Source organism: Crossiella sp. S99.2 (assembly GCF_023094165.1).
Lineage (GTDB): Bacteria > Actinomycetota > Actinomycetes > Mycobacteriales > Pseudonocardiaceae > Crossiella.
Map to the genome: position 1 here is coordinate 94,999 of NZ_JALMDK010000005.1, position 14,179 is coordinate 109,177.

9 protein-coding genes are annotated in these 14,179 nt (G+C 67.6%); 4 read left to right on the forward strand and 5 right to left on the reverse strand.

The window, feature by feature from the left end:
* Nucleotides 1-225: 225 nt before the first annotated feature.
* Nucleotides 226-696 (forward strand): Imm1 family immunity protein, encoded by a 471-nt coding sequence (locus tag MZC64_RS20225; protein ID WP_247797727.1) that lies wholly within the window; start codon nucleotides 226-228, stop codon nucleotides 694-696.
* 805 nt (nucleotides 697-1,501) lie between these two features.
* Complete coding sequence (locus MZC64_RS20230) at nucleotides 1,502-1,852, forward strand: hypothetical protein (RefSeq protein WP_247758800.1); 351 nt, start codon at nucleotides 1,502-1,504, stop codon at nucleotides 1,850-1,852.
* A 798-nt stretch (nucleotides 1,853-2,650) separates the two neighbouring features.
* Here MZC64_RS20230 and MZC64_RS20235 read toward each other — a convergent pair.
* From MZC64_RS20235 to MZC64_RS20255, 5 genes are all read right to left on the reverse strand, one after another.
* Nucleotides 2,651-4,126 carry a bacterial transcriptional activator domain-containing protein gene (locus MZC64_RS20235; RefSeq protein WP_247758799.1) on the reverse strand — a complete coding sequence of 492 codons (1,476 nt, stop codon included), beginning with the start codon at nucleotides 4,124-4,126 and terminating at the stop codon, nucleotides 2,651-2,653.
* A 356-nt stretch (nucleotides 4,127-4,482) separates the two neighbouring features.
* Nucleotides 4,483-4,701, reverse strand: coding sequence for a hypothetical protein (locus tag MZC64_RS20240; protein WP_247758798.1), 219 nt, complete (start codon nucleotides 4,699-4,701; stop codon nucleotides 4,483-4,485).
* Nucleotides 4,702-4,767: 66 nt separating this feature from the next.
* Entirely contained in the window at nucleotides 4,768-9,351 is a 4,584-nt protein-coding gene (locus tag MZC64_RS20245) for an ATP-dependent helicase (protein WP_247758797.1), read from the reverse strand.
* Between the two features lie 91 nt (nucleotides 9,352-9,442).
* The gene (locus tag MZC64_RS20250) at nucleotides 9,443-9,760 is read right to left on the reverse strand and encodes a hypothetical protein (RefSeq protein WP_247758796.1); all 318 of its coding nucleotides are present in this window, start codon (nucleotides 9,758-9,760) and stop codon (nucleotides 9,443-9,445) included.
* A gap of 489 nt (nucleotides 9,761-10,249) precedes the next feature.
* On the reverse strand, nucleotides 10,250-11,077 hold the full coding sequence (locus MZC64_RS20255; protein WP_247758795.1) for a trans-aconitate 2-methyltransferase: 828 nt from the start codon (nucleotides 11,075-11,077) through the stop codon (nucleotides 10,250-10,252).
* 64 nt (nucleotides 11,078-11,141) lie between these two features.
* Here MZC64_RS20255 and MZC64_RS20260 point away from each other — a divergent pair, with 64 nt between their 5' ends.
* Complete coding sequence (locus tag MZC64_RS20260) at nucleotides 11,142-11,708, forward strand: helix-turn-helix domain-containing protein (protein ID WP_247758794.1); 567 nt, start codon at nucleotides 11,142-11,144, stop codon at nucleotides 11,706-11,708.
* A 96-nt stretch (nucleotides 11,709-11,804) separates the two neighbouring features.
* Nucleotides 11,805-14,084, forward strand: a complete 2,280-nt coding sequence (locus tag MZC64_RS20265) for an Hsp70 family protein (protein ID WP_247758793.1) — start codon at nucleotides 11,805-11,807, stop codon at nucleotides 14,082-14,084.
* Nucleotides 14,085-14,179 lie beyond the last annotated feature (95 nt).

The following is a 14,179-nucleotide window of genomic DNA, read 5'->3' on the forward strand; positions in this document are numbered from 1 at the left end:
CCGGAGAGGAATATCGGCGGTCTCTGCCGTCTGAGGGCATCCGGCCAGGTACCGGAGTGCCGCCATTGCACCGACGCTCCACCTGTCGATCATCGTCTGAGCAGGCGTTATGCCGGTTCCGGCATGCCTCATGCCCAATGAGATATAGACGCACTTCGGGTTGCGTGGTTGCTTGTGGAACAGGCGTGCCTGCCGGGAGGGCACGAATGATCCGGGTTAGGGGACATGAAAGATGACCACTGGCGAACTCCGCGCATGATCGTCACTGCCTCACTCACCACCGGAGTCGCCCGGGTTGCGCGCGGGCTGACGGAAGCAACGCTTCTTATTGAGGAAATACTGGAAACGGATCACGTGAGCTGGGAATCCATTCTGCATGTCGGCGATACCGAGTTTCGCCGTAGCAAGGACGGTCCGATTCCCAATCATCAGTTTCGAGTCAGCATCCGCCCGTCTGTCGGCATGGCGGCTCTCAACTATATGGACCACGACGATCCGCATATGCCGATCGCCAATTCTTTTAGTCGGAAACGGCCACTTCCCGATGTACTTCTGATCTTCAATGGCAGCACAGGTTCCATATTCCCACGCACTGCTGTAGTCCCGATTCTAGACGCACGCCGGGCACTATTCGAGTGGCTGAAGACACGCAAGCGCCCGACCTGCATTGAGTGGCGTCCTTTCGACAACTACTAGAAGAACGCAAGGGGCAACTAGTGTCGAAACTCCCGCGCACAGGTGAAAATACACAATGGAGTGTCCGTTCGGTTGAGATCACCGAGATTGGCGGCCTCTTGCACTACGTCACACTCACTGCGATGGCTAGGGGAGTAACCGAAGGAAAGGGCTGGTACCTACCTCTCTGTGGCAAACGAATTCATGCCGCATTTATGGAGGTTCCGCCGAGTCGGACGTGTGCGCACTGCGCGTCGAGAATCGCGCCGGTCATTGAGCGGCCTCGAATTCCCCGAGGGCCCAAACGTCCCGTGAGGACTGCGAAATTCTACCCGCCCAACTCGGTCGAGAACAGGTTTATCGTCCTGCTTCGTCGAGTCTTCCGCAAGGGCGCTGAGGCGCAAGACTCCGGAGGTCGTTGTGGAGACTGAAACGACTCTCATTGACAAATGCTACAAGAACCAGATTCAGTGGCGCTTCGCGTTTCGAAATACGTCTCTTGACGTGGCCCTGGACATCCACATCGTTCCGGTCCACCTATTCGACCCGAACCCGAACCACTCGATTTGCTACTGCGGGATTCCCATGGATCTCGAAAGCCATCAGGTCAACGTCATTCCCCCGTACGACGACATGAATCTGTGCCCCAAGTGCCTCACGTTTGTTCCTGAGCGATTGAGGAAGTTCCTGCCTTTGCTGAGTCGTGACCCGGTGAACTTTGAGCTGGCACGGTTTTCGTGGTCGTTCCCTGAGACCACATTGTGTGCCAGGTTTATACCTGGCTATGAGCTTCTGGTGAAACACCGGCTTAGGTGGTGGGCAGCCAATGAATTCTGAATCCGAGTTCAAGGCGCTGCGTAACCGGGGTGTCCGTCACATCTTTGTGACAGTCGACGTCCGGGTTCCTTCAAAGTGGTTCGCTCACATCGCACCTGTTCCGATGTGGATGCCGGGCGGCCGGGAAATTCCTGATACATTCACGGTCTATTGCTGGCTCAACATGCATGCAAACCAGGTGACCGTGGTCGACCACAAAGAAGTCGCGCTATGCCCGAAATGCGTGCAGCACATCCCCGACGAATACAGAGAAATTCTGCCGCCTCACTACCAGGAACAGAAACACCCTCCTGCGCAAGCACAGCAGACTTCCCGCGTTATATGGTCAGGGGTGGCTTGAATGTCGAATAGCGAAGCCACTCCAGAACAGCCAGAAACTCCTGCCTTACACAAAGGCGTGATCTTCACAGACGATATCCCGTTCGGCGTGCCCGTGGTGCACGTGTGTGCGATTCCGAAAAGGGAGTACTTCTCCGTAAGGGGAGGCTGCCTGCCAGAGAAGGTAGCTACCTACTGCGGGAATTCTAAGAATCGTTTTTCCTGCGAACTGGCGAAGATAACAGATACGTCCGTCGTGTGCCACGAATGCTACATGGCCCTTCCCGAGAGACATTGGGACTGCCTTCTCAAGGTATATCGAGATCCGGTATTCCGCATGCAGATTTCTAAAGCCGCGACTAACGATCTGAGCAGTCCTCACAACAGGTCGCTGTTGACGTTTAAAGCCGCACTCCATCACACCCTACGGGACGAACCTGGTGGCGGGGCATGAATGCAAGCCAGGCACTCTCATCTACCTGCGCGGCAATGAGTACGACGGCAAAACTCACCTTGTCGTCGTGTCTGGCAGAGACAAAAGAGGAACCCAGATTCTCACCGGATGCGGCTTGTATCGCTGTACCACCAAGACCGCAATTGGCTCACCGTCAGGCTCCCTGGGTTGCATTGCTTGCAGGCGGAGAGCGCGGGATTTTGGACTGGAATGGCAACAATGCACTTAGCCAGGTTTGAGTCACTCCGACTCCCGGCAAAGAGTAACTGTCCCAACTGGCGGATAGCAGACCACCCCCTGTAACAGAAACGTGCAGGGGGTGGTCTGCTATCCGGGTTGCGTGCTGCCTGCGAATTAGCGCGACACTCAATCCGCGGTTTGCGGTGAACGCTTGATGTCGCTCAGCAGTTCTTCGAATTCCGCGCCCGCGCCGTGGCCGAATGTGCGCAGTTCTTCCTGAACTTCACCGGCAACCATCAGAAGTGATGGACGACTCTGCCGCCCACCCTGCAACGCCTGTATGCCCAGCGAAGTAGCTTCATCAACGTCACCTTGTCGTGCCGCGACAACCGCCAAAGTGAGTTCCGCTTCAGCCCTCCGCATAGGGGAAACGATGTAGCCATCCGGATTCAGGCTGCGCCGGATCACTTCTTCAGCGTTACGCCTCGCCAGTTGGTCATGACCAACAATTCGGTAGGCGTCCATCGCATAGAAATCCCACTTGTCTGGATCAACCACGAAGTGGTTATCTGGCCTATCCGGGTACGGCAGTGTGTCCAGCAAGGCTCGGCCGCTTTCGAGCGCTTCATGTACCTGCTCCGGCATCCCCATCCGGGCGTACGCCTTTGCCTGCTGGCCGTACAGTTGCACCGCGACAGAGTGGGACGGCGCTAGAGCAATGCCCGCTTGCGCGGCAGGAATGACCGCGCGGTGATTACCTGCTGTCAGGTGAAACCATGCCAGCATCTCATGAGCCCAACCCGCGATTCCCGGATCTCCGGCTTCCTTGCCCAGCTCCATTGCCATACGTCGTGTTGCCTCAGCCGATGGAGTGTAGCCGAGATCGTATTCAAGGCATCCCACAAGCAGCGCGAGCATTCCAGCGTTGTGGAGTATGTCCCGATGCTGGATTAGAGTGAGCTGATTTCCGAGAAGTTCCGTAACCTTGCCTAGCCACTTCTTGCTGACAGCCATCAACTCACGGGCGTCCGCATGGGCGTAGTCGCAACACAACTGTTCAACCGTGATACTGAGCGCATCAACCGTAGCCGGGTCCACTGCCGATCGGCGCACACGGCTAAGCAACTCGACTGTATCCAGGCCAGTGGACGCAATCAAAAGTCCATCATGGGAGGGCATGCTTGCAGAAACACGTGACGACGTCGGTAGGCGCAAGCGGCTCGTACCGGGCAAGTCGAACCACAGTCGGTCCTGCGGCAGATGCAGAATTTTCGCGTAGTTCCGGAGTGTTGAGAGGTTCTCTTCTTGCCGCAGGCCCATTTCGAGCTTGCTTACTTGAGCCTGCGTGAGACCGAGCCACCGCCCTAGGAGTTCCTGAGTGAGCGCGGTACCGAACAACTGTAGGTGGCGAGGATGGTTGCGGTATGCCCTGAAAACCTTGCCGATGTTCTCGCTTTGGAAGGCAGCCTCGAACTCGTCCGTCTCAAAGAATTCGTTTCTGAGTTGGGCCGGGGGTGTGCGCAGTTGATCTCGTTGGTCCCTGTGACAGCTACTGCACAGGCGGGCGGTGTTGTCAGCAGCGAGTACCTTTCCGCACCCTGCGCAGCGTCGACCGCCGACCGCACCGCCCGGGGCAGCCCGTTGCGGGTCAGTTGCGCCCATCTCAACCCCTCGGTAGTCGGAGCCGATCTAGCCTCTGATCAGCCTACCTTGGCGAACTGAAGGCTAGCCGGGATCGTCTGCAGGAGAGTCGTCACAAGATCCACGGGTACGTCAGGGAGGGAGTCACCCGACGGGCCCGCACCACCGGAATTCCGGTGGGCTGCGAACCTCGCCTCACGTGACGGGCGCGCCTCCCTTGCCGGTGTTTACGCAGGTCAGGCGAGGGAGTCTTAGACAGGGATGGGTCAGGGAAAACTCCCTGTCCAGCCGGTACCTCCCTGCTGCGCGCACGCCAGGGCCGCAGAATCAGGTTCTCGCTGGTAGAGGGCGTGTTAGGGTGTTGTTGGTTGACACAGTCAGTGGCTCTCCTGCACGGCCACCACGTCCACGGCCTGCTCCCGAAGAAAGCGGACCTGCTTGGCGCGGTAGTCATTGACCTTGGTGCCGCCGTACCAGAGGTTGACCGACATGACCTTCAGCTGTTCCGGCGCGGTCTGCTCCGCCGCCGCGGGCACCGCGGTGGCCAGGGTCAGGCCGGCACAGGTCAGCAGGGCGAGAAGTCGAGTGAGTCGCACCCGGGCACGGTGTCAGTCGAAGGTGGACGGCAGGCAGCCGCCGATCGACGGGCGGATTTCAGATTTTCAGGCTCGTAGCCGCAGTCCTTTCGGTGTGGCGCGGAAACCGGCCTCGCGGAGCACGTCGGCCAGGTGCGAGGTGAGCGCGGCCTCGCCGTCGGCGCGCTGCACCGCGAGCTGCCCGAGCCAGCCGTCGTGCACCGCCTGGGCCAGCGCGGACGCGCCCGCCCGCAACGCGCCGTCCTCCTCGGTGAAGGACAGCAACGACCGGCCGCCGCGCTCGACGTACAGCGTCGGCACCCCGTCCACCAGCACCGCGAGCGCGCCCGCCTTGCGGCCGGGCCGGTGTTTGGTGTCGCCGAGCGCCGCGGGCCAGGCCAGCGCCGCGCCGTAGGGCTGGGCCGGGTCGGCGGCGGCCAGCACCACCGCCCTGGGCTGCTCGGGTAAGGGCTCCGCGCCGCGGGAGTTGGCGCGTAACTGATCCACCGCGCCGCGCACCGCGAACTGGGCCGCGCCCAGCCCTTCCACCACGTACCCGCGGACCACCTGCCCGGACTCCTCCATGGCCCGCAACACCCGGTACACCCCGCTGAATCCGCCGGTCACCCGCTCAGTGTCCAGCGCGCCCCTGGTGAGCACTCCGTGTCGTTCCAGGAAGGCCTCGGCCCGCGCGTGCGCCCGCCGGGTCGGGTCGATCGCCCTGGGCGGCACCAGGGTCCACCGCCCGGCCGCGGTGGGCGGGCCGCTGCGGCTGGGCATGGCCGGGCGGGCCGCACGCAGCCGGGCGTACCGGCCGCGGGGCGCGCTCGCCCGGGGTTTGTGCGTGGCTCCGCGACCGGAGACCAAGGCCCGCAACGGGGTCAGCGTGTCGTTGCTGACCAGCCCGGCCCACACCAGCTCCCACAACCCGGCCAGCACCGCCTGGTCGTCGGGGGCCGGTTCCGCCTGGGCCAGCAGGATTTCCCCGGCCCGGCCGGCGAGCTGCCGGAAGAACAGCGCACCACCGTCCAAAGTGGACAGCAGGGCGGTGTGCAGTGGTGTGGCGGGCGGATCGTCCTCGGGATCGGGCAGCAGCAGGTCGGCGACCTCGGTCGGCGCCAGCACAACCCAGCCGTCGCCACCGGCCAGTGCGCCACTGCCGGTCCAGGTGACCTCGCCACTGGCGGTGAGCTGGTCGAGCAGCGCGGGGGAGTAGCCGGGCAGCCGGGCGGGCAGGATCAGCGACTCCAGCGCGCTGGCGGGCAGTGGCGCGCCCGCGAGCTGTTCCACCACGGCCAGCACGTCGTCCTCGGTGGGCGCGAACCGCATCCGCCGGGAGACGCCGTGCCAGGACGGCAGGAACCGGCCCAGGGCCGCGGGTTCCACCGGTTCGACCTCGGCGCGCAGCCGCGCCAGGCTGGCCCGGCGCAGGCGGCGCAGCACCTCGGCGTCGCAGTACTCCAGCCCGCCTGCCGGCACGTGCGCCTCGGGCAAGGGGCGCAGTTCACCCTTGACCAGGCGGCCCAGCCCGGTCTGGCGTTCCAGCACCGCGGTGACCACGGCGACGCCGAGGCCGAAGCGGGTGGCCGCGTCGGCCGCGGTGAACGGACCGCGGGTGCGGGCGTAGCGGGACAGCAGGTCACCGACTGGGTCGGGCACCGGTTCGGTGAACACCTCGGGCACACCCACCGGCAGGGCCGCGCCCAGCGCGTCCCGGACCCGGCCGGCGTCCTCGATGGCCAGCCAGCGCTGCTCCCCGGCGATGCGCACCTGGATGGCCCGGCGGGTCGCGGCCAGTTCCGCGAGCCAGTCCGGCTGCACACCGCGGGCGGCGGCCTCCTCGGTGGACAGGTCGCCGAGGAAGCGCAGCAGGTCGGCCGCGCCCTCCAGGTTCCGCACCCGGCGATCCGGGCTGAGGCGTTGCAGTTGTTGTTCGATCTCGGCGAGCACCTCGGGGTCGAGCAGTTCGCGGATCGCCTCCGCGCCAAGCAGTTCGGCGAGCAGGGTGCTGTCCAGGGACAGCGCGGCCGCACGCCGTTCGGCCAGCGGCGCGTCGGTCTCGTAGAGGAACATGCCGACATAGCCGAACAGCAGGCTGCGCGCGAACGGCGAGGGCGACGGGGTCTCGACCTCGACCACCTTGACCTTGCGGGCGCGCACCTCGGTCATGAGCGCGCGCAGCCCCGGTAGGTCGTAGACGTCCTGGACGCACTCGCGCATGGCCTCCAGCACCACCGGGAACTGCTCGTAGCGCGCGGCCACGGCCAGCAACTGGGCGGACCGCTGGCGCTGTTGCCACAACGGCACCCGCCGGGCCGGATCGCGACGGGGCAGCAGCAAGGACCGGGCGGCGCATTCCCGGAACCGGGCGGCGAACAACGCGGAGGAGCCCAGTTCGGCGACCACGACCTGCTCGACCTCCTCCGGGTCGAGCAGCACGTCCTCGGCGGTGGGCAGCACCTCGCCGCCGTCACTGTCCCAGGCGTCCGGCAGTCGCAGCACGATGCCGTCGTCGGAGTGCGCGACCTGCGCCTCCAGCCCACGCCGCTCGCGCAGCCGGGCGGCCACCGCCAGCGCCCACGGCCCGTTGACCCTGGCGCCGAACGGCGAGTGCACCACCAGTCGCCAGTCGCCCAGCTCGTCCCGGAACCGCTCGACCACGATGGACCGGTCACTGGGCACGTGCCGGGTGGCGGCCCGCTGTTCGGCGAGGTAGCTCAGCAGGTTGTCCGCCGCCCACTCGTCCAGCCCGGCCGCGCGCACCCGCGCCCTGGCCGCCGGTTCGTCCATTGTGGACACTTCGCGGACGAACCTGCCCAGCGCCCGGCCGAGTTCGAGCGGACGGCCAGGGGAATCGCCCTTCCAGAACGGCATCCGCGCGGGCTGGCCGGGCGCCGGGGTGACGATCACCCGATCGTGGGTGATGTCCTCGACCCGCCAGGCGGAGGTGCCGAGCAGGAAAGTGTCGCCGACCCTGGACTCGTAGACCATCTCCTCGTCCAGTTCCCCGACCCGCGAGCCAGCGCCCTCGGCGCCGGCCGGGGTCATGACGGTGAACAGGCCGCGGTCGGGGATGGTGCCGCCGGAGGTGACCGCGAGCCGTTGCGCGCCGGGGCGGCCGCGTAGTTCGCCGGTGATCCGGTCCCAGGTGATCCGGGCGCGCAGTTCGCCGAAGTCCTCACTGGGGTAGCGCCCGGCGAGCATGTCCAGCACCGCGTTCAGCGCCGAGTCGGGCAGTGCGGCGAACGGCGCGGCCCGGCGGACCAGCGCGGCCACCTCGGTGACGGTCTTGGGTTCGAGGGCGACCATGGCCACGATGTGCTGGGCCAGCACATCCAGCGGATTGCGCGGGTAGCGGACGGCCTCGATGGCGCCTTCGGTCATGCGTTCGGCCACCACCGCGCAGGCCACCAGATCACCGCGGAACTTGGGGAACACCACGCCCTTGGACACCGCGCCGACCTGGTGCCCGGCCCGGCCGACCCGTTGCAGCCCGGCCGCCACCGACGGCGGCGCCTCGACCTGGACCACCAGGTCGACCGCGCCCATGTCGATGCCCAGCTCCAGTGAGGAGGTGGCCACCACACAGGGCAGCACCCCGGATTTCAGTTCTTCCTCGACCAGGGTGCGCTGTTCCCGGGACATGGAGCCGTGGTGCGCCCGCGCGATCACCGGGTGCGCGCCGGTGCTCAGCCCGGACTGGCCGATCGCCTCGGCCGGGAAGTGGTCGAGATCGATCCGGTCGTCGGGTTCGGTGGCGAGTTCGTTGAGGCGGGCGGTCAGGCGTTCGGCCAGCCGGCGCGAGTTGGCGAAGACGATGGTGGACCGGTGGGCGCGGACCAGCCGCAGCACCCGCTCCTCCACCGCGGGCCAGATCGAGGTGCGTTTCTCCGCCCCCGCGGCCGATCCGCTGACCTCGCCGGTCGGCTCGCCGAGGGTGGACATGTCCTCGACCGGCACCTCCACCCTGACCTCGATCGTCTTGGGTGTCTTGGGCTGCACCACCTCGACCGGGCGGCCACCGGCGAGGAACGCGCTGACCTCCTCGATCGGCCGCACCGTCGCGGACAGTCCGATCCGCTGCGCGGGCGCACTGAGGAGTTCGTCCAGGCGTTCCAGGGACAGCGCGAGGTGCGCCCCGCGTTTGCCGCCCGCCATCGCGTGCACCTCGTCCACGATCACCGTGTGCACCCCGCGCAGGGAGTCCCTGGCCGCCGAGGTGAGCAGCAGGAACAGCGATTCGGGCGTGGTGACCAGCACGTCCGGCGGCTTCCGGCCGAAGGCGCGGCGTTCCTCGGCCGGGGTGTCGCCGGTGCGCATGCCGACCGTGATCGCCGGTTCGGGCAGGTCAAGCCGGTGGCTGGCCTGGCGGATGCCCGCGAGCGGCCCGCGCAGGTTGCGCTCGACGTCCACGGCCAGCGCCTTCAGCGGGGAGATGTAGAGGACACGGCAGCGGCCGCGCGGGTCCTCGGGTGGTGGTTCGGTGGCCAGCCGGTCCAGCGCCCACAGGAAGGCGGCAAGGGTCTTGCCGGACCCGGTGGGCGCCACGACCAGGGCATGCCGGCCCGCGGCAATGGCAAGCCAGGCACCCAGCTGGGCCGCGGTGGGCTCGGCGAAGGCGCCCCGGAACCAGTCCCTGGTGGCGGGGGAGAACATCGGCAGGTCGGCCATGGCACCCATCCTCACCCCGCACCCCGACATTCGGCCTAATCGGTTATCCACAGGGCCCGGGGCGGGGCGGAGTTATCCACAGGGCGGCGGACTACAGGTTGCGCACCAGGCCCACGGCGTCCGAGAGTGAGATGCCCGGGAATTCCCGGCGCACCGCCCGGACCGCGACGATCTCGGAGTCGTCACGGAGCAGGCGGATGTGGCTGAGATCGTGGGTTTCGCGGATTCGGGCCGCGGAGTGGAACTGGTCGCGGAACTGCTGTTCGCGCCGGGCTTTGTCCCGGTTCGAGCCGTAGCTGGCCACGACCAGGCCCAGCAGGGCGACACCGAGGGCAAGGGTGCTGTTGTCGGTGAGCACCAGGACGAGGGTGATCACTGCCGTGATCGCGCTCAGGATCGTCCACATCACCTGGGCAGCATATGGCCCGGCACGGTCGATGGCTGGCCGGTTGAGGACTGGTGTGGGCGTTCTGGTTGAGCTGAGTGCGCTGGTGGCCGGGATGTCCGGGCATCGGTTGGGCGGGTGGTGTGGAGACTGTGACGGCGGCTCGGGCCGCGTGGTCCTCGCCGCTGGCCTGGCGGTTGCCGGAGCGCTCGGCGAGAGCTGGCGAGAGCGGTGTTGTTGGGCCGTCGGTGTGACTTGTGGTTGTTGGCGTGGCCGGAGGCTCGCGGTGCTTCGGGGACTGCCGGAGCGTCAGGCGGTTGCTGGTGTGGCGGTGGGTTGCCGGTGTGCTTGGCAGCCGCCGGAGTGGCTGCTGGGCTGCCCGGCGACTGCCCGAGTGGCTGGTGGCTGCCGGGATGTCCGGCGGTTGCCGGAGTGCGCGGGGTGTCCCGTGCGCCCCGGCTCGCCGCTGGGCTGGACGTACCTGACCGGCTGAGGTCTGGGGTGTGGTGCCGGCTAGGGCTTGGTGCCGTAGTGGACGGTCTTGGCGGACAGGAAGAACAGGTCCTGTCGCTGGTCGACGCCTGCTGGGTCCTTGGGGTCGAGCAGGCGGTCCAGGGTGGCCAGGTCGTCGGGGGCGAGGTCCTCGGCGAAGCCGTGGCGCTGGCGTTCGAGGGTTCGGCGGATGGATTGGCGGTGTGGTTCTGACAATGGAGAGGGGTGGTCGATCAGGAAGGTCTTGCTGCGGACTTCGGTGAGGCCCGTGTTGGCGAGGAGAGTTTTCCAGTCCTCGACCACGGGGACCGTGCCGGGCAGGTCCGCGCGCATCCGGTTGAAGCGGTCGGTTGTCGCCGCGTCCAGTCGGGTGGCCAGGCCAGGGCGGCCGAAGCCCAGGTCGCGTGGCAGACAGCGGGTCGGTAGGCCGCCTTCGACGATGGCCAGCACGCCGCCCGGGTTGAGCAACGCGGTCAGGCGGTGGAGCGCGTCCTGCTGGTCGCCCACGTGGTGCACGACCTGGCCGGACCACACCAGGTCAGCGTGGTCCAGGTCGGCGAGGCCTGCCGGGAACTCGGCTACCTGGGTGCGCAGGGTGACGCCGAGGCGTTTGGCACGCAGTTCGGCGCGGTCCAGCAGTTCGGGGCTGCCGTCGACGGCGGTGACCTCGGCCTGTGGGAAGGCCGCGGCGAGCTGGCAGGCGGCCACACCCGGGCCGCTGCCGATGTCCAGGATGCGCCGCGGGGTCAGGTGGCTCAGCTCGGCCAGCGCCTGCTCGACGTACGGGAAGTTGGTCTCGGCCTCGCGTTCGAGCAGGTCGGCCATTGCGGCCCAGTCGATGTCGGTCATGACCCGACCATGCACCCGGGTGAGGAATATTGACAAACTTCTTTGCTGTTTCTGCAATATGAGTATGGATGAGGTGCTCGCCGAGGTCGGACCTCGGCTGAAACGGATCCGCCAGCAGCACAACTGCACGCTGGTCGCGTTGTCGGAGACCACCGGCATCTCGGTGAGCACGCTGTCCCGGCTGGAGTCGGGTCAGCGCAAACCGAGCCTGGAGCTGTTGCTGCCGATCGCGCACGCGCACCAGGTGCCGCTGGACGAGCTGGTCGGGGCGCCACCGGTGGGGGACCCACGGGTGCGGCTCAAGCCGGTCCGGCACGGTGACTCGGTCGTGGTGCCGCTAACCCAGCAGCCGGGCGGGTTGCAGGCGTACAAGATGGTCATCGGAACCACCAAGAACAGGCCAGACCCGCGCACGCACGAGGGATACGAGTGGCTGTACGTGCTCGCCGGGAAGCTCCGGCTGGTGCTGGCCGAGCACGACGTGATCCTCAAGGTCGGGGAGGCCGCCGAGTTCGACACCCGGTTGCCGCACTGGTTCGGCAGCACCGGGGAGGCCCCGGTGGAGATCCTCAGCCTGTTCGGTCCGCAGGGGGAGCGGATGCACGTCCGGGCCAAGCCGCGCGGGGACTAGCGACAATCAATCGCCCTCAATTAGGGGATCCGCCCGCGTTGCTCCGTTCGGACATGGCAGCATCAGCCTCCGCTGAAGGAAAGCGAGGGGAGAGCTGTGCGCGTCCTGTCCGTTGACCTGGGCACGTCCAACACCGTGGCGGTGCTGTCCGCACACGGCCTGCCGCCGCGGGTCATCGAGGTGGACGGTTCCGCGACTATGCCCTCGGCGGTCTACGCCAACGAGGACGGCACCCTGCTGGTCGGCCGGGACGCCGAACGGCAGGCGCGGCTGGACCCGTCGCGGTTCGAGCCGAACCCGAAGCGGCGCATCGACGAGACCACGTTGCTGCTGGGCACCAACGTCATCACCGTCACCGACGCGCTGGCCGCGGTGCTGGAGCGGGTCGCCAAGGAGACCGCTCGGCAGCTCAACGGCGTGCTGCCGGACGAGGTGCGGCTGACCCACCCCGCGCAGTGGGGCACGGTGCGGCGCAACGCCCTGGTCTCCGCGGCGCGGCTGGCCGGGCTCGGGCCCAACCTGGTGCTCGTGCCGGAGCCGGTGGCCGCGGCCGCGCACTTCGCCTCCTTCCCGGATCGCGAACTCAACCCCGGGCAGGCGCTGGCCGTCTACGACCTGGGCGCGGGCACCTTCGACGTCGCCGTCGTCGGGGTCACGCCGACCGGGTTCACCGTGCTCGCCGAGGACGGCCTGCCGGACCTGGGCGGCCTGGACGTCGACCACGCGCTGCTCATCCACGTCGGCCGGGAGGTGTCCTTCCGCGACCCCGGCCGCTGGCAGCGACTGCTGCGCCCGGAGTCCACCGCGGACCGCCGGGCCCGCCGCACCCTGCTCGAGGACGTGCGCGAGGCCAAGGAAGCCCTCTCCCGGCACCCGCAGACCGAGGTGCCGATGCCGGAGGAGTTCTCCGACGTCCTGGTCACCCGCACCGAGCTGGAAGCGCTGATCCGCCCCAGCCTGCTGCGCAGCGTGGACGTGCTGTCCCAGACCATCCAGCGCGCGGGCATGTCGCCGGAGCAGCTCGCCGGGATCTTCCTGGTCGGCGGGTCGAGCCGGATCCCGCTGGTGGCACAGCTCATCGCGGACCGGCTGCGGGTGGTGCCGGTCAGTCTCGACCAGCCCGAGACCGCGGTGGCCATGGGCGCGTACCACGTGCCGCAGGACGACAACCCGCTGCGCACCCAGGACGTGCCGTCCGCGACGGCCCAGGGCCTGCAGACGGGCTCGGGCGTGCAGACGGCGTCGGGCGCGCAGGCCGGGCAGGCCGCGGCGGCCGGATACGCCGCGCACGGCACGCAGGGCGAGCACGCGGGTCAGACCGGGTACGGCGAGCATGCCGCGCAGGCCGGACTAGGCGCGCACGCTGAACACGCCGCGCAGGCCGGATACGGCACGCACGCTGAACACCCGGCGCAGTCTGGGTACAGCGCCCAGGCCGAGCACGGGGCGCAGTCCGGGTACAGCGCTGCCGGGTACGCCGCGCAGCCAGGCCATGCCGGCTACCCGGCGCAGGGCGAGCACGCGGGGCAGGCCGGGTATCCCGACCAGACCGCGTACCTCGACCAGACGGGGCACACCCAGGCAGGGCACACCCAGACGGGGCACGGCACGCAGCCGGCGCACGTCACCCAGTCCTCGCACGTGACGCAGTCGGCCACCCCGGCCCCCGGACTGCCGAGCCAGTCCCAGTACCCGGGGCAACAGCAAGGCTACGCCCAGCAGCAGCAGTACCCGGGCGGTTATCCACAGGGTGGCGGTTATCCCCAGGCGGCCGGTGGTGGCAAGGTCGGCAAGGGCAACAAGAACAAGTTGCTGCTGATCGGGATCGCCGCGGCGGTGGTGGTCGTGCTCGGTGTGGTGATCGGGGTGTTCGCGTTCGGTGGGACGAATCTGCCTACCGCGCAGGACTGCCAGTCGGTCGGGTCGGCTGATGACAAGGGCTTCACGAGTTGTCTGCGGCAGCTCGCCGGAACCGTGGCCGACACCGGGAAATGCGCCAAGGGGCCCGGGGTGGCCAATGTGCCGGCCGAGGTCGCGAAGCTGGTCGGGGCGCAGGTGAGTTGCAGCGTCAGCGGGGCGGACGGGCAGCAGGTGCAGGTGATCTACCAGCAGGCGCCGTCGCAGCAGTCCGCCGACATGGCCGCGGCCATGACCAAACAGCTCGCGGGCAAGGGCGAGAAGGTCGAGGCGCCGTGGCAGGGCAACGGGCTCAAGGGGCACTACTCGGCGGCGGTGAACAACAGCACCGGGTGGGTGGTCTTCACCGTGGAGGGCAGGCCGCTGTTCGGGGCGGTCAACGTGACCGGGGCCAAGGCGGGTAACGCCAACGCGATGGCCGACCTGTTCGAGCAGAAAATCCAGCCGGGCACCAGCTGAGACCGGACGGCGGCGCTCCAGGGCGAGATGGCGGCCGTGGTGGGCGTGGTTGCGGCCGGGGCGGAGCAGTTGTGGCTGGGACGGCGGCATCCCTG

Excerpts from the sequence above, each read along its gene's own strand:
- MZC64_RS20225 (WP_247797727.1), top strand. The coding sequence starts at position 226 with ATGAAAGATGACCACTGGCGAACTCCGCGCATGATCGTCACTGCCTCA.
- MZC64_RS20230 (WP_247758800.1), top strand. The coding sequence starts at position 1,502 with ATGAATTCTGAATCCGAGTTCAAGGCGCTGCGTAACCGGGGTGTCCGT.
- MZC64_RS20235 (WP_247758799.1), bottom strand. The coding sequence starts at position 4,126 with ATGGGCGCAACTGACCCGCAACGGGCTGCCCCGGGCGGTGCGGTCGGC.
- MZC64_RS20245 (WP_247758797.1), bottom strand. The coding sequence starts at position 9,351 with ATGGCCGACCTGCCGATGTTCTCCCCCGCCACCAGGGACTGGTTCCGG.
- MZC64_RS20255 (WP_247758795.1), bottom strand. The coding sequence starts at position 11,077 with ATGACCGACATCGACTGGGCCGCAATGGCCGACCTGCTCGAACGCGAG.
- MZC64_RS20260 (WP_247758794.1), top strand. The coding sequence starts at position 11,142 with ATGGATGAGGTGCTCGCCGAGGTCGGACCTCGGCTGAAACGGATCCGC.